This window comes from Paenibacillus lautus NBRC 15380 (assembly GCF_004000945.1).
Classification (GTDB): Bacteria; Bacillota; Bacilli; order Paenibacillales; family Paenibacillaceae; genus Paenibacillus_AQ; species Paenibacillus_AQ lautus.
This window is the reverse complement of sequence record NZ_BIMF01000014.1, coordinates 162582-186898: the sequence shown is the minus strand read 5'-3', so window position 1 is coordinate 186898 and position 24317 is coordinate 162582. Positions and strand designations below refer to the sequence as shown.

Here is a 24317-nt window from a genome sequence, read left to right as displayed (position 1 = left end):
AGCGCGGCGCGGTTGAAGCCGGCGCACCAGGCGGACGCCGCAGTGACAGCGCTGGCGGCCAGGGTGGCCGCGGCAAGCGCAGCAGCGAGGCGCCAACTGGAGCAGGTGCTGGAGCGGGTGCTGGTGCTAGTGAGCAGCAGGCGTCGAACTTCGCCTTTGGCTCCGGCAAAGGCGGCTACAGCTCGGCAGGCGGCGGCGCTCTCGGCTTTGACCGCAATGCCCGCAGCTCCGGTGGTGCTGGTGGTAAAAACCGGCGCAAGAAGACGTCGGGCAGCGGCATTTTCATCGGCGAAGGTCCAACACCAGGCGGCAATGCTGGTGGCAACTCCGGTGGCGGCGGTGGCCGCAAACGGAAGAGCAAGGGCGGAAACGGTACAGCCGCTTTTGTCCGCAAGAAGAAAAAGTAACATTCTCCTCCTGACTAACGCTGGAGGTGCTTGCCCCACCTTGCTTTTAGAGGCTGACGTTTGATACAATGGACTTCTGGTGAGATTGCATTGGCGGTCTGCCGGAAGTCCTTTTTCCATTATCATTGTTGATGACAAGGGGTGAGACCATGGGTAAGAAAAGTGACGGGAAGGTTCTGGCCCAGAACAAAAAAGCTTCCCATGATTATTTCATCGAGGATACGTATGAAGCCGGAATGGTGTTGACCGGAACGGAGATCAAATCCATACGGAACGGCCGTGCCAATATTGGAGATGCGTTCGCAACCATTCGGAATGGCGAGATTCATATCCATAACATGCATATCAGCCCGTTCGAGCAGGGGAACCGCAACAACCCGACGGACCCTACGCGTACACGGAAGCTGCTGCTGCATAAGGAGCAGATCCGCAAGCTGCTGGGCCTATCCAAGCAGGATGGCTACGCGATCGTACCGCTGAAAGTCTACATCCGTAACGGCTATGCCAAGTTATTGCTGGGCCTCGGTAAAGGTAAAAGACAATATGACAAGCGGGCAGATGCCGCTAAGAAGGATGCACAACGCGATATCCAGCGTGCACTGCGCGAGAAGCAGAAGATTGCAAGGTAATTAAGTATTTAGCCACGATGGCAGCTTTTATCTGTGTTACCTGCAATGTATATATCATTTTGATGTAAAATGTGATATACTAAGTGATGCAAGAGAGATCAATAAGATCTTTGACAATCAGCATACAGCTTGTGTTTTCTTTCTGGAGGGAAAGAATGCGCAATAGATTGACTGCTATGACTGAATACATTCTTTGATTAATCCGATAGCCCTTTTTGGCAGGAACGCCAAGGTGCAAAACACCGGCATTTCTCCAACTTAAGGGGGCGTTTTTGGATTCGACGGGGATAGTTCGGGCATGAGTAGCGGGTAGTGGGGACGCGTCCACTTCACCAACGCTAAAGCCAATTAAACGGCAAACAACAAAACAACTACGCTTTCGCAGCTTAATAACCTGTGAGCGTGCTCTCGCTCTGTATCGCCCATGTACCGGGATGAGGGCTCAACTTTAGTGGGATACGCTGTCTAGTCTCCGCCTGGGGCTAGCTGAAGAAGACAATCAGGCTGACCTGAAGGGAATCCGGTGACAGGGAGTCTCTAGGGTGACATCAAATCTGTCACTACACCCGTAGAAGCTTGTGTTGTCGTTATCTTCGGACAGGGGTTCGACTCCCCTCGCCTCCACCAATACCTTGAAAAACCCGACCTCGTGAGGTCGGGTTTTTGCTGTAGAATAGCTGATAAGTGTGAATAATAAATTTCACTGTCTTTTAGATGTTTTTATTTATGGATAGTGGAATATACGGTTTCAAGATAAGCAATTGAATTGCGTTCGGCTTCTTCTTTGCGTATCCAACCATCAGAAGCCTGGCGTAAACGTTGATATAGCTTGATAGTGGCCTTTAACGCAAGGTAACAACTTTCGTAGCTGTGGAGTGGAATCGTGTCCTGAAGCTCAGCCATCTCCATTTCAGCAAATTGCTCTAGCCGTCGGACTCCCGCGGGAAGATGGCCGTTACGCATGAGTATCAACGGTCCTAATACTGCATTGCGAATAAACGTAATATGTTGGATGAGCTCGAACAACTCGCCTCTTCCTAATTTCGCCGCACCATAATGCACCCAAACCCAGAACCGATCCTCCATCCATTGCATAGAGGGCGATGGATAGGCAGGGGATGTCTCGGCAAGGATCGTTCTGATCTCCTCGTCTCTCTCCCAAAGCACAATCGGATTCTCCGTTCGTATCCTAAGCTCCGATTTCGAAATGAACTTTAGATCCACGTGAAGCAACGGTGGGCCGTATAGGCAAATAACCAGACGTGGTTCGCCGACATGCTCACCTGTGAATGCCGACAGTAATTGTTCGAGCTCTTCTGCGAGCTGAATGCGTTGCTCCATAATTTCATTGCGATACGCGTTATCGTACACGATGACTAAATCTAGATCGCTATACTCGTCCATGGCTCCGTGGATCATGGAGCCGCCTGCAAGGAGGCCCGTAAGTCGATTATCTCGACTGATTTTCTTTTTTGCCTGCTTAATGAAGCGTTCGTGAACGGGTAACATCATGCTATGCACTCCTTAAAGATAGGACCCATATATAAATGGGTATTACGCCAATATATCATTGTGGTTAATTCGTTGTCAAACGGGTGATACTCAGGTGACACCAAAACCCTGACTACACCCGTAGAAGCTTATCTTCGGACAGGGGTTCGACTCCCCTCGGTTCCACCATAATAACACCATCCGCATGAGGATGGTGTTTTTGTTTTATATTAATACTATAGGTTAGAACATGTCGTACAGATGGAGTGAAATCGATGAATCATAGTCATGATGGAGAGGAACCATTGGTAACGGTACTCAATATGGATGGTCAACAACTAACACCATGTTTACCCCATCGGGCTTGGCGGGAAGTTGAGCGATCGCGAGCTGTCTGGATTGATGAGCAGACGATCCAATTGCTTTATAATCCGTTCTTATTTCGGGACTATCGAAAAGCTGCACTGAAACGAGATCATCACACTTGTTTGTGGTGCGGACGACACGCCACGACAGTGGACCATATTATCCCCTCAAGCAAAGGCGGCTCGGATCTTCCGCAAAACCTGATCGCTTCATGCAGCGAATGCAATACGAAACGAGGCAACCGTTCTGCATTGTCCTATCTCAAAGAAAACGCACACTCTGTTCCAAATCTTATGAAACTTTGCTGGCGAATCTTTATAGCTAAATACAGACATCGTCAAATGAAAAAAGGGACACTTGAGTAAAGGCTTAGATTTATGATTTGGGAATCGTGGTGCAGTGAGCTTCAATGATCGCAGCCGTTTGTTGACGATCGAATTGATGGTTAACCATATCCACTGTAAAATTTTCGGCTTTCTTGCATCCATCTTGAAGTGCAGGCCATTAAAGCGTAGGAGTACAACCAGTGCTGTAAAAGCAGTCCATTTATTTGCGTTATGGAAAGGATGGTTTTGACCAGGGAATGATTTCTCCTGTGGCTGGACTAACCTCAATACTGACTGTGTCGCCTTGATCCAGTCCAATTTGCTTCAAAGCATCAGTCATGGTTATACCGAGGCTGTTGCCGAATTTGGTCACTTTCCGTTCCATCTCAATCATCCTGTTCATTAGATTTCCTTCTTATCATCATATTCAATTGTTATAAATTGGAAAACTATAGGATATAAACTTTCTAATGTAGGTAGATATGAAAGCGGAGATATTACCTTTATGCCAGCGGGTAGCGTAGGGTCATCAATAGCCCATGTACCGGGATGAGGGCTCAACTTTAGTGGGATACGCTGTCACATCTCCGCCTGGGGTGTGCTGAAGAAGACAATCAGGCTGACTTGAAGGGAATCCGGTGACAGGGAGTCTCTAGGGTGACATCAAATCTGTCACTACACCCGTAGAAGCTTGTGTTGTCGTTATCTTCGGACAGGGGTTCGACTCCCCTCGCCTCCGTACATACCATTAGAAAAGCGACCCGATGAGGTCGCTTTTTGTTTTTCAGCTAATGTTGAAACTATGCATAGTTTCTTCGATCCTACGTATTCGGTTAACACTCCTATAAAAAAATGAATATTTTCCACTCTAAGGATAAGTCTTACGATAATCCTCTCTCTGAACTGTTTAGTTTCTCCTTAAGAATAATTCATCAATATCGATATCATAGAATCGATGAATAATCCCCAGAAGAAAATCTTGAATGGATTTTCTCTACTTCTTGTATTAACTCTAGCGCTTCTTCATAGGCCCCAAGTTCTCTTAGTAATTCAACTTCCTTAATTTTATATACTAGAATTGACCAATTCTCATTATGTTCAGCGCATATATCTTTGTTTTTCTTGAATTCATTAAATCTTTTTTTACTTAGTTTTTTAGGATATGGAGCCCAATCTTTAGTGATATTTAAATGCTCAAACATCGAGAGATCGTCAGAAATAGAAGCGATTGAATAATGAGGGTCTCCAGAGTCTTCGTAAATAAATTTATATTCACAGAGGGAAAGATAATTTATTACTTTGTTTTCTTCGTTTTCATATCCAAGTTGATTTAGAAATTCTTCAATTTTAGGACCAACGTATAGACGATTAAATTGAAGAGGATCTAGTTGTTCGTACATTCTATACAATTTTCCTTCCCAACCATAATTTCTAAAATAGTAGGTTCCGAAGTCAGTATAATAAATTCTTTTTTCTGTTCCTTTATCATGATTAATAGTAAGTTTTAATTTGTCAGAATTACTTCCTAATAGTTCTTCCAAATATTCTTGATGGAATTCCTCGGAATCCCTACCATTCCTAAACTCCATACATGTTATAAAAGCATAACAGAAAGTATAGATAGGGATGTGAAGGAAACGGACCCATTGTGAATCTTGAAGGATCAGATTATCAAAGACAATTTTATAAAGAGCAGGATCGTTTTTTAAATAGTGATTATATATGTCGCTTGACAAAAATTCCGATACACGGATCACAGGTTCATCTCGATACATAAATAATAAAAAAGCTTCAGCACAGAAATCGACTAGATTAATATGCTGTAAATCTGTATTTTGTAGGTGTATATGTTGGATCAGGATTATGCATAAGCTACTTTCTTTTTCGGGCAGACATTCAAGATCGCCCATTGATGCGAAGAGTAGTTGTATTGATTCCCTAGTTTGTAAATAGTCATGAATATAATGGGAATGATTATTTGTTAATATCTCCTTTAACTGTTTTTTTAGAGAGGGTCGAAGATCTGACCAAGTAATGAATTCTGAGATTTTCTCATCATCGAGTTCGATCTCATTAGGACCGAAAAGCCAATTTTCAGCATCCTGTTTAACCACTTCTAGTGATTGTTCTTTTTCATCTTTATAAATACTGTAGTCTTTCTTAACGGCATTCTTTTTTTCTGCTAATAACGGCTTTCGGCCACACAAAGAGGCTATTTTTTCTCCGAATTGGTTAGTGTATCGAAGGCCGAAATGGTGGAGTATTTCTGGAATGTTATCGACAAGAAGATCAAGCTCCATATCCATATTTAAATAGTCAAGTAATTCTATTTCGGCCAATAGTGTCGTTTTTAGTTCTTTTTTTATCTTTTCATAATAAGTGTCGTGGTAAGTACTATAATCTTCTGGAAACACTATTTGAAACTTTTCCATAGCCATATAATGATATACACTAAATGCTTCCTTATAAAATTGATTTAGAATATCTTTTCCTATAAACGACATACCTTTATTAGTACACCTAACTATAATATCAGGTAAGTTATGAAGATCTACATACTGTGCTTCTATATTTCCATGCCCCATAGTTGAACAGTAATTCTTAATTTCTCTTTCTAAAAAGTTAAAAAGTAAGGAATGTAGATGCGGATCACAACAACGGAGCAAATGAAAGAACCTATTAAGCTCCTCTTTCCCACTAGGTAAATCATCTACCAAGTCAGGCCCCCAATTCCAACTGCTATCGGGTTCGTTATGATAGCTATAAGGATAATCTTCGTAATGTAATATACATTGCTGCTCTATCATTTCCATGACTTGTTTACTGGAATCCTTAGAAAAATATTCCAACATAAACTGAAGTTGATTGTAGTAAGTACAGCATTGTAAAAGTTCAGGAATAAATTGTTCAGTATGTTCTTTGATATATGAATACAAAAAATCCTGCACAGAAGGCATGCTGAATTTTAATAAAACTTCGTCTTCTTCATCACTATAAAAAGACTTAATCATAGTTCTTTCAAGTTCAGAGATACTGTCACTTAGCTTTTTTATCTCCATTCTGTTTGTACGAGTATCTATAAACTTTGCATAGCAGCATTTCATATCTTCGAGGTACATGGGAGTTGAAGAGATTAGCAATAGCATGGCTACAATCTGTGCCTCTTGAGAAAGCTCCAAAAAAATATCCTCCCAGAATGCACTAGGATCATCGAAATAATCACAAAGATCAATAAAATAGTCTTCTGGGGCAGATTCTTTATCTGGTACCTTGTTTAGGTAGAGGGCAAGTACACGGGGATTATAATTCTCATGATTTATTATTCGACTGCAGTTTTGGAATAAATAGGAAACGTATTCGTATTGTAAATTTGATGAGTATAGGTGTTGAAACAAAATACTGGCCTTTTCAATATTGCTATATTGCTCCACCGTACAAATTAGAGCATACTGCTCTAATTTTTCCTTTAACATAGGTTGTTTTTGTAGACCTTGACGAAGAACATATTCCCTTGTTGTTAAGATAAGGCGTTTATTTCCACCAAAGTCTATTATACGTTGTATGAGTTTATTAAGCTGATTTTCATCATTTCTACGAGTGCTTTCATTGTGAAAAATACTCCCCCAGAAATCATCTAGTATAATGACTTGTTTTTTATCATCTTCAAGCATATTATAGACATCTTTAATAGAGTACGCCCATATAAACCCATCTAGGTCGTCTGGCTGCAGGTATGCCAATGCTAAAAGATACGCTATCGTTGTTTTTCCAACACCAGGTTCTCCTGAAATAACAATTACATGATTATGAGACCATTTTTGTAACGCTTCACGATAGATTCGAGTGGGGGCGAACGTGTTAGATGCTTTCAATGCCTCTTTAAGTTCTTCAGCTGATTCTTTATACAGTGAGCGGTGTGTGTACTCATTAAGGAATTTTTGAAACACATTAATGCTTGGTAACCAAAGTTTAGGATGAGCTAACTCTACCCATTTGTAGTTTGGTTCTTCCAATAGCCTATTAATATCTATTTTGCTTAAGATATCATTTGTACTAGTTATAAACCCCTCAAATAATTCTTGAATTTGTTCTTTTTCACCTGGTTGAAAAGTAATTGAAACACCCAAGATATATCTGTCAGGTTTTAACTTGCGCACTTTAGGCAGTTCAATGTCTTTCAAGCTATTGTAAAGTTGTTTGAAATTTTGTTTATAGCGTTTTGCTTGAATAACGGTTTTTTTGCCGTGGAATATATAAGAACCGTCAATACCTGAATCACGACCTTCTTTATACATGTCTACAAAAAAACCTTCCCTTACTTGAACAATATCACAAATTAGTTTTTCAAATTCGAGGGGCTCTAGTAAATCATGAAAGTTATAGTTAGGCATATATAAACCTCCATTCTTTTGAGGAAATAGCTATAGTCTAATTCTACATTTGACATAGGTCAGCGATATTACGGGCTAAATATTTTAAATACTTGTCGTTATAGCTACTCATTATAGATGTGAATACCTTCCCTCTCATCCACTAACTCAATAATCTCCCGAATATCAGTTATATTCAAAGCCTCAGCGATTCTTTCAATATGACTAAAGCTGATACTTTCCCGCTTTCCATTGGCAAGTTCACTTAATGCAGCGTGCCGTACATCGGATATTCGGGATAATTCCCGCAAAGAAATATTATGTGCCTTGGTCAATTCCGAGATTTTAACGACAACTTTTTTCCTCATTATAATCACCTCTCAAAGATCGATTTCAACTTGACTATACGCATAAGCGTACCGTATAATATTCTCAATGATGGTACTCATATGCGTAACAATGATGAATTTGTCAGACAAGTATTATCGACCCGCGAATCATTTGATAAAAAAGGAGAATCCCATGCCAAGCTTCCTGGAATCCCTATATTACGGGCAGTTAAATCCTGTAGAGAAGGCTGTTTCCAACGACCCTCAGTATCGCCAATTGAGCCGGCAAATATCCGAGTCCATGGATGCCTGGAAGAAGAGGCTTTCAGAAGATGAGTTTCGAGAGCTCGAGGACCTATTAGATTTATATCGACAAGTTCAAGGGCTGGAAATGGCGGCTTCTTTTACTGATGGATTCAGGCTGGGAGCGATGATGATCATCGAGGTGTACTCTGAGATCGTGTGATCAGTAAGAACACTTATAAAACTGCCGTAAAGACACGAATCGTGTCTTTTTTAATACGCAAAATATTTGCTATCAGCCCCTACTTCGGATATCACCATTGGGTGCACCCATAGAAGCTTGTGTTGTCGGTATCTTCGGACAGGGGTTCGACTCCCCTTGTCTACATAATAAAAACCCGCTCCAGGAGCGGGTTTTTGCCTTTATAATAATGAAATTGTAGTCAAAATGCTGCTGGATGAATTGGAACTACACCAGTAGAGAACCTGCATGTCTAAACAAAAAAATGCCGTTCGGCGGTTTAAAATAGGGTCTTTGCTTCAATAAGTTCATCAGAGCCAGGCCGGTTCCTAGTCTAAAGTCTAGGTTCAGATACCCCCTAAGACGGTTATGTCAGCCAAATAAGGCGGATATAATGGATTTATAACTCGGAGCGTGACTTATGAAGCCATAAGGGGTGTTTGAATATGAAGGCAACAGAAGCGACAGCAATGGCGCGGGCAGGCAAGGTGAATTGGGTGCTTTTTAATCCAAAAACCTATGCAACGATTCTCTATTTATTGCTATCTCTCCCGTTAGGGATTATTTATTTTACAGTAGCGATAACGGGACTTACACTATCCATCGGTTTGACTCCCATATTTATCGGAATACCGCTGTTTTTTGGAGTAGCCAAGCTGTTGAATGGGATTGTGATTTTTGAACAAAGCATGATTAGACAAATTTTAGGTTTGCCTACTCCTTCTGTATCGTATACCTACAATCAACAGTCTGAAGCTGGGCAGAACTGGTTGAAGCGAATGGTGAGAGGCTTTGACGGTGGGCTATTCATTCGAAATCTGCTGCTCGTATTACTAAGATTTGTAACAGGTATTGTATTCTTTGTTATTATGGTAACGGCGATTTCACTAGGACTCGGATTGATTGCTCTTCCCGTCGTCCATATCATTTTGATGAATGAAATGCAGCTTGATATTTTAGAGAATAGCTTGTTCAGTTATTTTCACATAGATTGGACTTATAATCAGCAATATCTGCTGTACGTTGGCGTTGGTCTTATCCTGTTCTGGGTCGCGCTACGCGTCGTGAATGGGCTCATGCAAATTCAGCGCAGAATCATGTATGTGGATGAGCCATATCAGCAGCCATCAATGCCGCCAATGGAAGCACAAATACATGCGCCCGTTCAGTCGCAATATTACGAGTACCCAGAGGATCACCCCAATCAAGGGATGATGCAGCCAGCCCATAGAGAGCTTTAGAAGCTCTCTTTTTTAGAGTCTACTACTTGGTAAGTATCGTCTACATTGCTTCAAAAATCGAATTGGATAGACGAGTAGGAAAAGTAACGAATGGAATACTCGGCGGTGTATTGTGGTTTTACACAGCCGTGGTTCGCGACCATAAAACCCGCTCATTGAGCGGGTTTTCTTCATTTTTGAAAAGACAAATGAATCAATCGTTGGAAGGTTCATTTGCCTTTTTATGTTGAATGGTATAAATATTTCTTCCCCCATCGTTTGTACCAAGTGAGTTACGGTTTCGGTCTTAGCAAAAAGGGTGTTCCATAGATCTGTGAGACACCCTTTCTACATTTCGGACTCCGCACTTTGGCTTGGCGGCCTTCCCGTAATTTTCTTGAATACCTTGGAGAAGTATTTGCTGTCCGAGAAGCCCAGCTGATAGGCCAAATCCGCCAGCTTCACATCGGGATTGCGGCGGAGCATCTCTTCGGCCCGCTCGACGCGCAGCTTGTTCACCAGTTGATTAAACGGCATTCCCGTTTCTTTTTTGATCAGCTGTCCGAGGTAGATGCTGTTGTGATGAAAGATTTTGCCCAGCATGTTCAAGGTCAAGGGCTGATTCAGATGATTCTCGATATACTGAACGACGTTCATCGCTTTGCTTCCCGAATCGGAGGCCGGTTCTGCCCCCGGGGCCAACGCATTCAGTATGTCGGCCCGCGAGGAAAAGGCAAGCGAAGCCAGCAGCGCTGCATCCATCTGCTCCTGCATGCCGTAATAGGCTGGATCGTAATCGGAATACCACTTGAACACGGTCTTGATGAAGGTATCGAGCTGACCCGGTGTCGGAGCCGCGGCGAGGCATTGATCGAGCTGTTCGGAAATATAAGCGATGGAGCCCTTGTAATCATGCAAAGAGAGATGCATGCCGATGATCTGCTGATCCTTGAGGGTCAGGAACGGGGCATGCCCCGCAGCGGCTGTCGTGAATCGGCTCTGAAATAGCTGCCCGTATAAAACGCTGATCGTTTCCATTAGCTCCAGCTGCATGCCGGATAGCGACCGAAAGGGCTTGCTGGCCGCATGCGCCGTCTGGATGCCATCTTCTCCAAGCAGCTTCGAAACCAAGTCCGATACCGAAGCGGAATGTTCATATGGGGAGATGACAGCCAGCAGGGTGTCGGATGGAAGCAGCAGATGGCATGGTAGGCGATGTCGATGACGCAGGGCGTCCTCATACTCCCAAATATCTTCGATGGTGACTTCGGATAATCTTCCATCCTCTTGAAGAGGCAGCTGAAACAAGAGCCATTGGTAGGGCGAAGGAAAAGGAAGCTCCGCCAGAACTCCTCCGGACCGTTCACAGGTCTCTGCACCCCGAATGATAGCGGACAAAAGTCCGCTGGCGTTCCGCTTGGATTCGCGCAGCTCCAGGATATGAGCTGATCGGCTGATCTGCGAGACGATTTCCTGCTCTTTTAAATGACCGATCGCTTTCCGCAGACTGTTCATCAGCTCCTCGTCCTGAATCGGCTTCAACAAATAACCTGCCACATCATAATCGATGGCTTTCTTAAGATATATAAAATCGTTATAGCCGGAGATGATGATGATTTGAAGCGGAAGCCCATGGGAGCGCAGCTGCTCGATAAGCGCGATTCCGTCCAGGATGGGCATTTTGATATCCGTGATCATAATATGCGGGGCATGGCTCTTGATCAGATCCAAAACGTCGCTGCCGTCATGGCAAACGCCGGAGAGCTCCAGGCCAAGCTCGTCCCACGGAATACGGCTCTCCAGCGCTTTGCAGATAATGGGGTTATCATCCGCGAGTATGACCTTATACATCAGCATCTTCCTTTCGTTGGATCGGAACTAATAATACGATTCGCATTCCCTGCGAAGGGGCGGACTGAAAGTCCATAGCGTAGGAATCCCCATAAAATAAAGCCAGCCGGGAATGGACATGCCGAAGCCCGATGGAGGTGCCGGGAGAAGACAGCGTTCTTTTCTCCACCTGCCTCAAGCTTTCTCTCAACCGGGACTGTTCATCGGAGGACATGCCCTTGCCGCTATCGCTCACTTCGATGCGAACATGTCCATCCTGAACGCTGCTTTGGATCCGGATCATGGAGGCATGTTCCGGATTCCTGCCGAACCCATGCTTGAAGCAGTTTTCAAGGAGGGGCTGAAGCGCCATTTTGGGTATAAGCTGGTCCAGCGTATCCGGATGGATGTTCATATCCACGTGGATGTGCGGATAAAAAGAGCTGATCTCGGCGATATACACATAATCCTTCAAGTGCCTGATTTCCTGCTCCAGCGTTACGATGTCCTGAGGCTGAAGGCTGTAAGTAAACAGGGCTCCGAGCTTTTGGCACATGATGCTGGCGGTTTTGGAGCCGTCGATGATCGCCTGGCTGGAGATGGTCTCCAGGGCATTATATAGAAAATGGGGATTGATTTTTTGCTGCAGGGCATCCAGCTCCGCCTGCGTCTTCAGAAGATTCATTTCATAGTTTTCCTTAAGGAGGTCCTTGGTGCCGCTAACGAGAATATTGAAGGAATTTTTGAGGTCATGGAGCTCGATGATGTTCCCCTGATAGTTTGCGGAGACCTCTAAATTGCCTCTGGACACCTGCTTCATCGCCTTCATCAACATGTAGATCGGCCGGGTAAAACGCTTTATGGAGACGAGCGAAATGACGAAAATAATGAACAGATACACAGCCATGATGCATAGAATCACCACGATGATCGCACTGATCTGCTTGATGAACAGCTGCTGCGGCACGTAGCTCTCAATCGTGATGCCCGTAAACGGCGAAACCTGGCGGCTGAACAGCTTGCTGTCCGCCTCCGCCGGCTGACTCGAAGGGTCCATGTTGCTGAACAGAATCTGTCCGGAAGGATCGTGGATCCGGATCGGAATGGATGGATGAATCCGCTCGACCATATCCCTGAAATCCGGGTAAGTGATATCCATAATGACATAAGCGATCGGCTTTCTCGTCTGGATGTCGGGAATCGGTTTGATGATGGAGATGGCTTTTTCAGCCGAAAGATAGTAACCGCGCTCATTGTTGTAAAAAATCCGGCTTTTCTCCGGATTTCGTTCGAATGTCTCGTACCAAGCCGCGTCCCTGGGGATAAAGTTATCGTTAATGTCTTCTTTTGTCGAGTTGACGGGTAAATGCCCTTTTTGGCCCACGACGCAAAACTGCAGTCCGTCCTGGAACATGGTCATGTTCTTCAACGTGGTGGACATGCTGCGGAACGCTTCGGTGGCCGAGCTGGAATCGTAATTGGGAACGGCGTAGTAGAGCGTAAGCGGCAGAACGACGCTGTTGTCGGTCGTAATGATGTTTTGCGTGTTTTCGACCGAACGGAAGAATGAATCGAGCTGATCGTTAATGAGGCCGATGGCTTCGTTATTGTATTTCATAATCTCGTTCCTGGAGTAGACCGACAGCAGAATGAGCAGGGGAACGGTGATCACGATGACGGAACAGACGATGTAGGCGACCGTCCTGCGGTACAAATAATTGAAAAAATGCGTTTTTCCAGCCAAAGCCTAACCTCCCGTATCCAAAGTACATAAGATTTTTCCACTTTAATGCTAAGATTCGTCGGTGTTCCTGTCTCCGGATTTTGTATATCATGAACTCAACACATTCATGTAAGTGCTTACAACACTGGGTTTTCAGCCTAAAGTAGACACGGTACCGTTAATCTACAGTAAAATCAGCTTTTAATCAACGCTTTACTGATGCGCTGTACTGCAGAACAGGGCAAGGAAAAAAGCAGATGTGAGATTTACGAATAGGAGGGTCTTCGAGTGATCAAAAATTGTAAAGGACTGGCTTTATTGCTGGTGGCAGCCATGCTGCTGAGCCTATTATCGGCATGCTCCGGATCTTCGGGCAAAGAGGGAGCTTCCGGCACGGATCAGGCGGCTTCAGGTAAAAGGGTGACGATTACGGCCTGGCATGGTGCATCGGGAGAAAGCGCGAAATTTTTAGAAAATATCGTTAAAAAGTATAACGAATCGCAATCCAATGCCACCGTGAAGCTCGTATTCGTGGATACGGACAATATGGTGACCAAATTAACGGCAGCGGCTGCAGGCAAGGCTTTGCCGGAAGTCGGGATGCTGATGTGGCCGATGTGGCTGGGACCGCTGAAGGATGTCGTCAAACCGCTGGATGAATTCATCCAGGCCGAGCCGGACAAGTGGAACGAGGATGATTTCCTGAACGGTCTGATCGATGGCAACGTGCGATTTGACGGGGTGACCTACGGCATCCCGATCGAGACGAATAATCGTGCGCTCTATTACAACAAGAAGCTGTTTGATGAAGCGGGCGTGACCCCGCCGAAAACTTGGGATGAGCTGGTCGAAGCGGCACAGAAGCTGACGGACCCGGCTAAAAAGAGATGGGGAATGTCCCTGCCGACGACGCAGGGCGGAGCGCTGGATGCCGCTTGGGCACCCTTTATGTGGCAGGCCGGGGGCGACTATGTCAATGCGGAAGGTACGGAGCTGCAGTTTAACGGAGAAGGCGGCATTGCCGCAACCCAGTTCTTCGCCGACCTGATCAACAAGTATAAAGTGGCCAGCCTGTCGCCGCCGCAAAACGGATTCCAGTCCGGCATGATCGCAATGAGCATATCGGGGCCTTGGTCGATTCCGACGCTGAACGCCAACGAAAAGCTGGATTACGGCATTGCACCGCTGCCGGAAGGAACGAAGGGCATGGCGACGATTTTAGGCGGCACGAACAATTTTATTTTCAAAACGACTCCCGAAAAGGAAAAGGCGGCCTGGGATTTTCTGACCTGGTTGTCCACGCCGGAAAAAACGGCTGAATTCGCGGTCGGCTACGGTTCGATTCCGATTCGCAAGAGCAGTTCGGATGCCGCCGTTTGGAAGGATTTCGTCAAGGAGAATCCGGATATTCAGGTTCACATCGACGGGTACCAGTACGGCAGATACCAGCCTTTCAACGTGCTCACCCTTACGGAGATCACCGAAGTTATCACTTCACATATCGAAGCAGCCATGCATAACAAAGAAACGGCTGAAGAGGCCATGAAAAAAGCGTACGAGGAAAGCAAACCGTTATTAAAAACATGGTCTTCATCTAAATAGGCTCGTGTAGGAGGGAGATGGGGTGTGAGAAGCGGCATCCGTCTCCTTCCCTCCATTCCTGATGAAGCGCGTGCGAGGTGGTGCAAACATGAAACAGTTTAAACGTATGTTCGGCAAGGATGCGGCGGTCGCATGGATGCTGATCGCGCCAAATGTCATCTGGATCGCGGTATTTACGCTGTTCGCTATATTTTATTCGTTTTATTTGAGCTTTACCGAGGTCGATTTATTCGCGAATCAATTCACGCTCGTGGGGCTGGATAATTACACGCAATCCTTTGCGGATCCTGTGTTCACTAAATCCATCGTCAATACAACTGTATTTACGATATTTACGGTGGCCTTCTCCATGGGCATTGCGATCGTGGTAGCCGTGCTGCTCAACAGCAAAATCAAAAGCCGAAAGCTGATGCGCGCAGCATTTTTTCTGCCATCTATCCTGCCGATTATCGCTGTGGCGCAGGTATGGATATGGATTTATGAACCGAGCTACGGGCTTCTGAATTATTTTCTGGAGAAAATCGGGATCGGAGATCCAAGCCATCCCTTTCAATGGCTTGTCTCGCCGGATACGGCGATGCTGTCCGTCATCATTTTCTCGATCTGGAAGTCGTTCGGCTATAACATGGTCATTTATCTGGCCGCGCTGCAGGGCGTGTCCAGATCCTTATATGAAGCTGCGGAAATCGACGGCGCGAATGCCGTCCAGAAATTTTTCCGGATTACGATTCCGGGGCTCAGACCGGCCACATTTTTCATCTTGATTACATCTATCAGCGGTTCCTTCCAGACCTTTGGCGAGATTTATGCCTTGACCAACGGCGGGCCGATGAACCAGACGAATATGATTGCCTACTATATCTACCAATATGCGTTTGAGTTTTTCAAAATCGGCAGGGCTTCGGCCGTGAGTGTGCTGCTGTTTATTCTGCTGTTCGCCATCACGATCTGGCAGTGGAACTCGTATCAGAAGAAAGAGGATTGAGTTGTAGGAGGTTTAACGGATGAGAAGACCAACACACATGATCGGGATGCTTGCGGTGTACGCGATCCTGTTTTTGACGGTTGTGACCACCCTGCTGCCATTGGTGTGGATGATCACGACTTCAATCAAAACGCCGGGAGAGGTATTCGTGTATCCGCCCAAGTGGATTCCTACCGAATTTGCCTGGTCCAACTACAAAACGGCTTGGGAGATGGCTCCTTGGAATAAATACTTTTTGAATACCGTTTTCTATACGGCGAGTACCGTGGTAGGCGTGCTGATTACGTCGGTCGCAAGCGGATATGCTTTTTCCAAGCTGGAGTTCAAGGGGAGAAAGACGCTTTTCCTGGCCTACATCGGGACGATGATGGTACCTTCGCAGGTAACGATCATTCCGGTATTTATCATTCTGTCGCAAATGAACTGGGTGGATACGTATGCGGGCCTGATCATCCCCGGTCTTACCAGCGCCTTCGGCTGTTTCCTGATGCGCCAGTTCATTACGGGCATCCCGACGGAGCTGATCGAGTCGGGCCTGATTGAAGGCGGGGGGCATATGCGTATTCTGGCTTCGATCGTGACGCCGCTATTGAAGCCGGCCGTAGCGACGCTGGGGATTTTCACGTTTATGGGGACCTGGAACAATTTCTTCTGGCCGCTGATCGTCACGAACAGCGATGAACTGCGAACCGTGCAGGTAGGACTCAGTTCCTTTCAGAACCAGTACGGTGATGGCGATTGGGGGGCAATGATGGCAGCTGCGACCATGGTCAGCGCTCCGGTGCTCATCCTTTTCATTTTCGCCCAGAAGTACTTCATTGAAGGCATTGCGATGACGGGAATCAAGGGCTAGCCTCGTAAATTCGATAAAAGTTTGGAAGGAAGTGAAAAGGTTGGATTTTAATATATTCAAGTCACCTTCGTTGGTGCTGGCCGAGACGGAACAGGGCTGGGAGAAGCTGATGCCTGCGGCGGATTCGGTATGGAGCACGGGACATGTTACGGTCACCATGAAGCTGCGGGAAACGGCAGCGGATATGGGACTTTATCTGGAATCTAAAAAGTCGGCGGTGCATACCATCTGCATTCGTTGGAACCACAGCTTCACGAGGCCTGTAACGCTGCTCGGAGATCACTGGGAACGCGGCTACGGGGATATGGGCTGGTCCGGCATACAGCCGGAGCGCGTGATGCCCTGGTATTTCATGATTCACGACGGCTCGTCGACGGCCGGGTTCGGCGTGAAAACCGGGGCGGGATCGATGTGCTGCTGGCAGGTGGACGCAGATGGAGTGACGCTGACGGCGGATGTGGCAGCGGCAGTCAAGGCGTCACCCTTGGAAACCGGATTCTGAAATTCGCCGAGCTCGTGCAGGTCCATGGAGGCGAGAACATGACGCCGTATGAGACGACCCGGATGCTGTGCAGCTTCATGTGCGAGCAGCCGGTGCTGCCGAGCGTTCCGGTATATGGGGGCAACAACTGGTATTATGCCTACGGCAAGAGCTCCCACCATCAAATTGTAGAAGATTCGCAGTTTATTTCCGCCATGGCGGAGGGCTTAACGAATCGTCCGTTCATGGTCATTGATGACGGCTGGCAGCTCAGCTCCGGCACCTGTAACGGCGGTCCATGGATAGGGAATCGCGATTTTTCCGACATGGCGGGACTGGCGGATGAAATGAAGCAGGCTGGCGTCCGACCCGGCATCTGGTGTCGTCCGCTCTTAACGCAGGAGAAGGTGCCGGAATCCTGGATCCGTTACTCGAAGGGCGGGCATTTCTTAGATCCGAGCCGCCCGGATGTACTTGAATATGTCGCGGACATGATGAGTCGGTTGCATGAATGGGGTTATGAGCTGATCAAGCATGATTTCTCGACCTTCGATTTGTTCGGGCAATGGGGATTTCAGATGAAGGGAAAAGCCCATGCGCTGCCGTACGCCTTGAGCGATACTTCCCGCACCACCGCCGAAATCGTTCTCGACTTGTACCGGACGATTGCTGAGGCTTCAAAAGACAGTCTGATTATCGGCTGCAATACGATTGGGCATCTGGCGGCGGGATTGTTTGAAATTCAGCGCACCGGAGATGATACCAGCGGCAGATCGTGGGAAAGAACGCGCAGAATGGGCGTGAATACGCTGGCCTTCCGGATGCCTCAACATGGAACCTTGTTCAGCCATGACGCGGATTGCGTAGGTATCACCTCCGGGGTGCCTTGGGAATTCAATCGTCAGTGGCTCGATCTGCTGGCAAACAGCGGTACGCCGCTCTTCGTGTCGGCCGACCAGAAGGAGTTAAGCGGGCAGCAGAAGCGGGAGGTGCGGCAGGCCTTTGAGGCTGCTTCCCGTCCGCTTCCGACAGCGGAGCCGTTAGACTGGATGTATAACAGTTGTCCTTCTCTGTGGAAGATTTCAGGGGAGACCCGGAATTACAGCTGGAACGGCGAAGCCGTCTTGGCGACAGGTACAAGAGATCACGAATGGTGGCGTTAGCTGCCTGAACAAGAAGGCACCACTTTCCGTTGGCAAGTGGATGAAGATCCGTTATTTTACGGGAATTGGCCTATTCTCGTGTTTATGCGGGCAGAAGAGGCTCTGCTATATGCTGAACATTCGCCTATTAAGGAGATCATGAGGACAGAGGATCCGTTATTTTACGGGAATCGGCCTGTTATGGAGTTCACGCGGACAGAGGATCCGCTATTGTACCATAATCACGGATTAATCCGCGAAATATCCCGCAATAGCGGATCTCTTGTCCGCATATTGTCGCGAAATCGGTAAAAACAAGGAAATAGCGGAACCAGTGTCCTCCAATAACGCAAATCGATGGACTTTAACAATGCTGGATGGCGGCATAATGAGGGAATCTGTACGCGGCTAATCGCTGCCGAACTGAATAACAGTAATACAAAAAAGCCTACGCCGTTACATAGCGGGTAAGCTTTAATGCGGCATGCCGTACATCCTGCCAAGCCACGGTTCACCTCCATAAAACCATGTACAAGTCATCAGCCCGTTCGGGTTGGTGGCTTTTCCATTTCTGGTATAATAACCAACAATGTCTACATTAACAGAAGATTGGCTGGTGAATCTGAATGAGCGAAAAATTCTGGTTAGTTGTACAGTATCCTCTGAAAAGTGCCAAAGGCAGCCAACGTGATCACTGGTTAAGAGAAAAAGTAATGGAATACTTGGAACTATCTCTAGCAGATGCCGATGTAGGCCATGTAGACGGCTTTGATATGGGGAAAAACATATCCGATCCGAAACAATATGCGCTTAATATATTCTGTGTCATTATGGAAGAAGAACGGGCTGTAGCCTTGGTAAAAAGAGTGTTGAGAAAGAGCCGGCTTGATTATACTCGCATAAAAATCGCTACCATGCCCTATGGAACCGAAGATACATATACCCTGAAATATGCCTATAAAAAGGGTGTTACGGATTTTTCACTATAGGGGTTTGAATCCCCTCCATACATTCCATAAAGAAGCGACCGTGACCGGTCGCTTTTTGTGTACCGGCCCTGATGCCATTCGGAAAAAAGGGTTGTTACGTATTTATGGCTGAGCGGGCTTCGCGTTCAGTCGTGCGGCCATTTAGTCAAACGACCAAGATTTTTCGAAGAAGACGGATCACCTTTCTTTGTTCAATGAATCTTCATTACCTTTGTGCTTTTAATCACAAGTCATGGGGCATGAGGATGCTAGTTTAGAGAAGTAAACAGAATAAAATTTAATCTCTAAATATTGAAATAAAACAGAGGTGATGAACATGAGTGAATTAATTAATAACCGCGAGGAAGGAATTTCTGCTCATCGAACGGCCCGTATACATTTGCTCAAGGATATCATTAAAGAGCTGCACTATGGAAAAAGCGTGGAGGAAGTAAAGTCAAAATTTAACCAAGCTGTAGGCGAAATATCGGTTGATGAAATTTCGGAGCTGGAGCAAGTGCTGATGCAGGAGGAAGGAATCCCGGTAACCGAAGTACAGCGACTGTGCAGCGTGCATGCTGCTGTATTCAAAGGTTCCATCCAAGACATTTACAGGGCTCATAAACCTGAAGAACAGCCTGGACATCCTGTGTTTACCTTTAAGATGGAGAACCAAGAAATCGATCGACTGGCAAATTTCAAAATTGCGCTGCATTTGGATCAATTTCTGAAGGATCAGGGAGAGGCAAATCGCCTCAAATTGCTGGAGGATTTCAGTCTCCTCTATGACGTAGACAAACACTACAGCCGGAAAGAAAATTTGCTGTTTCCTTTTCTCGAGAAATACGGAGTTTATGGACCGACTAAGGTGATGTGGGCAGTCGATGACGGTATCCGAATGGGAATACAAGAAGTAAAATCCAAACTCACTCATTATGAGGGCAATGCGCAGAGCGTAATGGATCTTGCCAAACGCGTCTTAAACGAAGTAACAGAAATGATTTATAAAGAGGAACATATCTTATTACCCATGGCTCTGGAGAAGTTGACGGAAGATGAATGGCTTCAAATTGCTGCCCAAAGCGAAGAAGTCGGTTATTGCTTGATTGCGCCGGACCAACAATGGATTCCTGAAAGAGCAGCTGAGCCTGGCACAGATCAGGGATTGGCGTCTCCTCCGCTGCAAGAGGGATATATCCGAATGAGTACAGGAATTTTATCAGTCAGACAGATGGAATCCATCTTAAATCATTTACCAGTCGACCTAACCTTTATCGATGAACATGATATCGTTCGATATTTTTCACAGGGCAAAGAGAGAATCTTCGTTCGAACCAAAGCGGTGATCGGCCGAAGTGTTCAGAACTGCCATCCTCCGCAAAGCGTTCACGTCGTCAATCAGCTGCTTGCTGATTTCAAAGCAGGGGTCAAAGATGCAGAAGATTTCTGGATCCCGGTTAAAGATAAATTTGTCTACATTCGTTATTTTGCCGTAAGGGATGAAGAAGGAAACTATTTAGGCACGCTTGAATTTACTCAAAACATTAAACCGATTCAGGAGCTCACAGGTCAAAAACGGATACTCTCTCCGTAAGTTTATAGAAGACATCTTGACCAACGCGATCCGGCGAATTGTGGTTTCGAGCAGCCACGCTTCGCCTTCATACATACTAAAAGGTGCTGGCCCAAAAGTCATCGTAGATGACTGAGAAACGGCCCCCTTTTTTTCATTTAGTTCAAACATAAAGAAACCGCTCTTTGATAAAATGGAGGTACCACCCAACCATAAACCAATACGAGACGGTTTCTTTGTACATGTACCATGACCAACTTTGCCTGCCTATGGATTTGGAAGAAGATACTCCACTTAATCATCTGGTTCGCGTCGTTGTACGGTTGGAGCCTTTGTCGGTGATGGCGCAGCTAAAGTGGTCGAAAATGGAGTTCGCTGGATTAGCGGACTGTTCAAATAATTTCAGAAAGGCGCTAGATCATGAACACGATATCTTATCGGAAATCCGTGGCATGGGGCAAAGCACTTGGCAGTTTACTGTTTGTGCTGGCCTGCCTGTTTTTGCTGTACGCGGCTTTTTTTATGGATACTTCCTTTATTCGTAAGTTTTTTTGTATCACATCAGCCATAATAGGGATTCCGTTTTTTGGAGGATATTTGGTTGTCAGCTTGCCAAAAGCGCTGAAATCAAACACGCAGCTGCTGACCTACGATCAAAATTCCATTTCAGATAGTACGCGGACCGTAGCCTGGGCGGAGATTACAAGTATCAGCTACAGCGGCCCTTCCATTCGGAAGTGGCTGCTTCCGAAGCTTCCTTTGCTGATTTTTCATTTGAAAAACAGAGAGACCTGGACTGTGAATACGTATTATTTGTTGACCGATACCGAAATTCACTCTGTCATGAAGCGCCTGCGGGGGCTGATCAGCCGAAACGGAAAGGAAATGAAATAGACTGATCGAATCAGACTAAAAGAGCACCGAATCGGTGTTCTTTTTTGTTTCCCTTACAGACTTACCAAGCATCTCCCAAATCAACCCAGCGATGTCTTATCTTGAACTTTGCGTAGTACTAGAATCTCCTCTATAATAATAGGCTAATCTTAAACTGCGTCAGGAGGAAACAATGGACTTTATCAAACATCAACTAGACGGATATGGCATGAGCGAACAAACCATTGGATATCTCTCGAATATGATCATGGTCATTTTTATTGCAGTGGTCTCCATACTGGCCAATTTTATTACCAAAAAAATCGTGCTGAAGACGATTATTCATATCGTCAACAACAATCGGTACACGTGGGACAATATCATCGTGGAGAAAAAAGTGTTCCACAAGCTGTCGCATCTCGTGCCGGCGATCATTATTTATTTTTCGGCGTCCATCTTTCCGGCGTACCAGATTCTGATTGAAAAAGCTGCAGCAACCTACATGATTATCGTAACGATCACGGTATTGAATGCGCTGCTAGATGCTTTTGATGACATTTATCGTTCGTTTGAGGTCTCCAAGATCAGACCGATTAAGGGATACATTCAGGTGGTGAAGATCGTTCTCTTCATCATCGGCGGCATCGTGGTCATCTCGAACCTCATCGGTCAGAACCCTTTGATCATTCTCAGTGGGCTTGGTGCTTTATCGGCTGTTCTGATGTTGGTTTTCAAGGACTCCATATTAGGCCTGGTAGCAGGCGTTCAATTATCATCCAATGATATGGTGCGTGTCGGCGACTGGATTGAAATGCCGAAATATCATGCGGACGGCGACGTCATCGATATTACATTGAATACGGTAAAAGTAATGAATTTTGATAAAACGATCACGATGATTCCAAGCTACGCCCTCATCTCGGACTCGTTCAAGAATTGGAGAGGCATGCAGGTATCCGGCGGCCGAAGAATTAAGCGAAGCTTCTATGTCGATACGAGCAGCATCTGTTTTTGCACCAAGGAAATGATTGAGGAATTTCAGAAAATTCACTACCTTACCGATTATGTCACGACAAGATTAAATGAAATTAACGCGTACAACATCGAACACCAGATTAATACGGAAAGCAAAGTAAACGGCAGACAGCTTACGAATGTGGGCGTATTCCGAGAATATATCCATCAATATCTGCGGAACCATCCGAAAATCCATAAGGATATGACGCTGATTGTCAGACAGTTAGCGCCGGGAGATAACGGACTGCCATTGGAAATCTACGCTTTCAGCAATGATATCAACTGGGGCGTGTATGAATCAATTCAAGCGGATATCTTTGACCATATCTTTGCCGTTGCGCCGACATTTGGGCTTCGTGCCTTCCAAAATCCAACCGGACATGATATCGTCCATCTCAAAGAAAGCCCGGAATATTCCCGGGGATATTGAGATCGGATCGGAGGTAAGTTGAACGAGATACAAGGATTTCACGCGGGAGGAGAATGGCTATCCGGTGTAGAAGCAATGGTAGAACGTGGCCATATCTCAATCGAGCGACATTGGTCGGCGGGCGATACCATATTGCTCGAACTCGACTGACTGTTGAGATTATCCGCGCTAGGCAGGACAAGCGAATGAAGGCCGAATCGCTTTGCAGCGCGGCCCACGTCATATATCACTCAGATTGAGTCTTGGTCATGTATGAACCAAGCGCAGCACAGGAGAGGAGTGACTACCATTGAACATCAACAATCCGATCATACCCGGCTGGTATGCAGATCCCGAAGCCAGAACGTATGAGGGGAAGCACTGGATTTATGCGACGCGGTCCTTCACGGAATATACGATGCAGATGAATCTGGACGCATTCAGTTCCGACGATCTGATCCATTGGGAGAAACACGAAGGCATTATCGAAATGGCGGATTTTCCATGGATATGGAGGGCGGTTTGGGCACCGACGCATATCGAACACCAAGGGAAATATTATCTCGTGTTTGCATCGAACGACATCCAATCGAACGAGGAAACCGGCGGCTTGGAAATCGCCGTTTCGGACCGTCCGGAGGGGCCGTATAGAGGCTACTTGGGGAAGCCGCTCGTGGATAAGTTCATTCATCAGGCACAGCCGATCGATGCGCATCTATTCAAGGACGAAGACGGAACGATCTATCTGTATTATGGCGGATGGGGGCACTGCAACGTTGCAAGGATGAACGAAGAGATGACGGGATTCGTTCCATTGGCAGACGACGGCAATGAAATTTTCCGTTCCATTACGCCGGAGGGGTACGTGGAAGGTCCTTGTATGATTAAGAAGGACGGACTTTATTACCTGATGTGGTCCATGGGCGGATGGACGAATGGAACCTACCGCGTAGCCTATGGCGTAAGCGACAGCCCGTTCGGTCCATTCAAGAATGAAGGCACGATTCTGGAGCGACAGGAGCCGATTGCCGAAGGACCCGGCCACCATGGCTACTTGCATTTGCAGGAGAGAGATGAATGGCTTATCGTATACCACCGCCGAATCATTGGAGACACCGAGCCGGGCCATCGCCACCTATGTATGGATCGGATGAGGATCGGCAACGGCAAGATTGAGCCGGTCATCATGACTTAATTAAGGGAATCCATGGTGAAAAAGCGGCCCGTAATCGGTCGCTT

20 protein-coding genes, 1 other RNA gene and 1 pseudogene are annotated in these 24317 nt (G+C 46.1%); 16 read left to right on the top strand and 6 right to left on the bottom strand.

The features are described from left to right. The 3 genes and pseudogenes from PLA01S_RS22290 to ssrA form a co-directional block, all read left to right on the top strand. Positions 1 to 407, top strand: a pseudogene (locus tag PLA01S_RS22290) (ribonuclease R); the annotation flags it as partial. A 149-nt stretch (positions 408 to 556) separates the two neighbouring features. Beyond that, positions 557 to 1036 carry an SsrA-binding protein SmpB gene (gene smpB, locus PLA01S_RS22285; RefSeq protein ID WP_023966984.1) on the top strand — a complete coding sequence of 160 codons (480 nt, stop codon included), beginning with the start codon at positions 557 to 559 and terminating at the stop codon, positions 1034 to 1036. Positions 1037 to 1298: 262 nt separating this feature from the next. Beyond that, positions 1299 to 1663: a transfer-messenger RNA gene (gene ssrA, locus PLA01S_RS22280) on the top strand. A gap of 93 nt (positions 1664 to 1756) precedes the next feature. Here ssrA and PLA01S_RS22275 read toward each other — a convergent pair. After that, the gene (locus PLA01S_RS22275; RefSeq protein WP_127594090.1) at positions 1757 to 2548 is read right to left on the bottom strand and encodes a nucleotidyltransferase domain-containing protein; all 792 of its coding nucleotides are present in this window, start codon (positions 2546 to 2548) and stop codon (positions 1757 to 1759) included. Positions 2549 to 2802: 254 nt separating this feature from the next. Between PLA01S_RS22275 and PLA01S_RS22270 the strand changes: the two genes are divergently transcribed. After that, entirely contained in the window at positions 2803 to 3258 is a 456-nt protein-coding gene (locus PLA01S_RS22270; RefSeq protein WP_127594089.1) for an HNH endonuclease, read from the top strand. 190 nt (positions 3259 to 3448) lie between these two features. Here PLA01S_RS22270 and PLA01S_RS22260 read toward each other — a convergent pair whose 3' ends face one another. The 3 genes from PLA01S_RS22260 to PLA01S_RS22250 all read right to left on the bottom strand — a co-directional run bounded on the left by PLA01S_RS22260 (position 3449) and on the right by PLA01S_RS22250 (position 7957). After that, complete coding sequence (locus PLA01S_RS22260) at positions 3449 to 3622, bottom strand: AbrB/MazE/SpoVT family DNA-binding domain-containing protein (protein WP_246059762.1); 174 nt, start codon at positions 3620 to 3622, stop codon at positions 3449 to 3451. A gap of 541 nt (positions 3623 to 4163) precedes the next feature. Beyond that, on the bottom strand, positions 4164 to 7610 hold the full coding sequence (locus tag PLA01S_RS22255) for an ATP-binding protein (RefSeq protein ID WP_127594088.1): 3447 nt from the start codon (positions 7608 to 7610) through the stop codon (positions 4164 to 4166). A 104-nt stretch (positions 7611 to 7714) separates the two neighbouring features. After that, the gene (locus PLA01S_RS22250; RefSeq protein WP_127594087.1) at positions 7715 to 7957 is read right to left on the bottom strand and encodes a helix-turn-helix domain-containing protein; all 243 of its coding nucleotides are present in this window, start codon (positions 7955 to 7957) and stop codon (positions 7715 to 7717) included. A 154-nt stretch (positions 7958 to 8111) separates the two neighbouring features. On the opposite strand from PLA01S_RS22250, the gene PLA01S_RS22245 reads away from it, so the two are divergent. Both PLA01S_RS22245 and PLA01S_RS22240 read left to right on the top strand, forming a co-directional pair. Beyond that, positions 8112 to 8384, top strand: coding sequence for a DUF6809 family protein (locus PLA01S_RS22245; protein ID WP_127594086.1), 273 nt, complete (start codon positions 8112 to 8114; stop codon positions 8382 to 8384). Between the two features lie 464 nt (positions 8385 to 8848). Further along, positions 8849 to 9643 carry a sensor domain-containing protein gene (locus PLA01S_RS22240; RefSeq protein WP_127594085.1) on the top strand — a complete coding sequence of 265 codons (795 nt, stop codon included), beginning with the start codon at positions 8849 to 8851 and terminating at the stop codon, positions 9641 to 9643. A gap of 327 nt (positions 9644 to 9970) precedes the next feature. On the opposite strand, the gene PLA01S_RS22235 is transcribed toward PLA01S_RS22240, so the two are convergent. Then, entirely contained in the window at positions 9971 to 11473 is a 1503-nt protein-coding gene (locus PLA01S_RS22235; protein ID WP_127594084.1) for a response regulator, read from the bottom strand. Next, positions 11466 to 13196, bottom strand: a complete 1731-nt coding sequence (locus PLA01S_RS22230) for a cache domain-containing sensor histidine kinase (protein WP_127594083.1) — start codon at positions 13194 to 13196, stop codon at positions 11466 to 11468. The genes PLA01S_RS22235 and PLA01S_RS22230 overlap by 8 nt, the downstream gene beginning before the upstream one ends. 267 nt (positions 13197 to 13463) lie before the next feature. On the opposite strand from PLA01S_RS22230, the gene PLA01S_RS22225 reads away from it, so the two are divergent. The 10 genes from PLA01S_RS22225 to PLA01S_RS22185 all read left to right on the top strand — a co-directional run bounded on the left by PLA01S_RS22225 (position 13464) and on the right by PLA01S_RS22185 (position 24273). Further along, complete coding sequence (locus PLA01S_RS22225; RefSeq protein ID WP_127594082.1) at positions 13464 to 14777, top strand: ABC transporter substrate-binding protein; 1314 nt, start codon at positions 13464 to 13466, stop codon at positions 14775 to 14777. Between the two features lie 88 nt (positions 14778 to 14865). Continuing rightward, a complete protein-coding gene (locus PLA01S_RS22220; RefSeq protein ID WP_127594081.1) occupies positions 14866 to 15762 on the top strand; it encodes a carbohydrate ABC transporter permease in 897 nt (298 codons plus the stop codon). A 19-nt stretch (positions 15763 to 15781) separates the two neighbouring features. Then, the gene (locus tag PLA01S_RS22215) at positions 15782 to 16615 is read left to right on the top strand and encodes a carbohydrate ABC transporter permease (RefSeq protein WP_127594080.1); all 834 of its coding nucleotides are present in this window, start codon (positions 15782 to 15784) and stop codon (positions 16613 to 16615) included. Between the two features lie 40 nt (positions 16616 to 16655). Beyond that, a complete protein-coding gene (locus PLA01S_RS32290) occupies positions 16656 to 17117 on the top strand; it encodes a hypothetical protein (protein ID WP_218033664.1) in 462 nt (153 codons plus the stop codon). Then, positions 17027 to 18259: a glycoside hydrolase family 36 protein gene (locus tag PLA01S_RS22210; protein WP_218033663.1), complete on the top strand. Its 1233-nt coding sequence runs from the start codon at positions 17027 to 17029 to the stop codon at positions 18257 to 18259. The genes PLA01S_RS32290 and PLA01S_RS22210 overlap by 91 nt, the downstream gene beginning before the upstream one ends. Positions 18260 to 18864: 605 nt before the next feature. Further along, positions 18865 to 19227, top strand: coding sequence for a hypothetical protein (locus PLA01S_RS22205; protein WP_127594079.1), 363 nt, complete (start codon positions 18865 to 18867; stop codon positions 19225 to 19227). A 316-nt stretch (positions 19228 to 19543) separates the two neighbouring features. Then, positions 19544 to 20800, top strand: coding sequence for a DUF438 domain-containing protein (locus tag PLA01S_RS22200; RefSeq protein ID WP_127594078.1), 1257 nt, complete (start codon positions 19544 to 19546; stop codon positions 20798 to 20800). A gap of 399 nt (positions 20801 to 21199) precedes the next feature. Beyond that, positions 21200 to 21673, top strand: a complete 474-nt coding sequence (locus PLA01S_RS22195; RefSeq protein ID WP_127594077.1) for a DUF5381 family protein — start codon at positions 21200 to 21202, stop codon at positions 21671 to 21673. A 172-nt stretch (positions 21674 to 21845) separates the two neighbouring features. Continuing rightward, complete coding sequence (locus PLA01S_RS22190) at positions 21846 to 23099, top strand: mechanosensitive ion channel family protein (protein WP_127594076.1); 1254 nt, start codon at positions 21846 to 21848, stop codon at positions 23097 to 23099. Positions 23100 to 23388: 289 nt separating this feature from the next. Beyond that, positions 23389 to 24273 (top strand): glycoside hydrolase family 43 protein, encoded by an 885-nt coding sequence (locus tag PLA01S_RS22185; RefSeq protein WP_127594075.1) that lies wholly within the window; start codon positions 23389 to 23391, stop codon positions 24271 to 24273. The last annotated feature ends 44 nt before the right edge of the window (positions 24274 to 24317 follow it).

Coding starts and splice junctions, on each gene's coding strand:
- smpB (WP_023966984.1), top strand. CDS start 557: ATGGGTAAGAAAAGTGACGGGAAGGTTCTGGCCCAGAACAAAAAAGCT.
- PLA01S_RS22275 (WP_127594090.1), bottom strand. CDS start 2,548: ATGATGTTACCCGTTCACGAACGCTTCATTAAGCAGGCAAAAAAGAAA.
- PLA01S_RS22270 (WP_127594089.1), top strand. CDS start 2,803: ATGAATCATAGTCATGATGGAGAGGAACCATTGGTAACGGTACTCAAT.
- PLA01S_RS22260 (WP_246059762.1), bottom strand. CDS start 3,622: ATGAACAGGATGATTGAGATGGAACGGAAAGTGACCAAATTCGGCAAC.
- PLA01S_RS22255 (WP_127594088.1), bottom strand. CDS start 7,610: ATGCCTAACTATAACTTTCATGATTTACTAGAGCCCCTCGAATTTGAA.
- PLA01S_RS22250 (WP_127594087.1), bottom strand. CDS start 7,957: ATGAGGAAAAAAGTTGTCGTTAAAATCTCGGAATTGACCAAGGCACAT.
- PLA01S_RS22245 (WP_127594086.1), top strand. CDS start 8,112: ATGCCAAGCTTCCTGGAATCCCTATATTACGGGCAGTTAAATCCTGTA.
- PLA01S_RS22240 (WP_127594085.1), top strand. CDS start 8,849: ATGAAGGCAACAGAAGCGACAGCAATGGCGCGGGCAGGCAAGGTGAAT.
- PLA01S_RS22235 (WP_127594084.1), bottom strand. CDS start 11,473: ATGTATAAGGTCATACTCGCGGATGATAACCCCATTATCTGCAAAGCG.
- PLA01S_RS22220 (WP_127594081.1), top strand. CDS start 14,866: ATGAAACAGTTTAAACGTATGTTCGGCAAGGATGCGGCGGTCGCATGG.
- PLA01S_RS22215 (WP_127594080.1), top strand. CDS start 15,782: ATGAGAAGACCAACACACATGATCGGGATGCTTGCGGTGTACGCGATC.
- PLA01S_RS22205 (WP_127594079.1), top strand. CDS start 18,865: ATGAGCGAAAAATTCTGGTTAGTTGTACAGTATCCTCTGAAAAGTGCC.
- PLA01S_RS22200 (WP_127594078.1), top strand. CDS start 19,544: ATGAGTGAATTAATTAATAACCGCGAGGAAGGAATTTCTGCTCATCGA.
- PLA01S_RS22195 (WP_127594077.1), top strand. CDS start 21,200: ATGAACACGATATCTTATCGGAAATCCGTGGCATGGGGCAAAGCACTT.
- PLA01S_RS22190 (WP_127594076.1), top strand. CDS start 21,846: ATGGACTTTATCAAACATCAACTAGACGGATATGGCATGAGCGAACAA.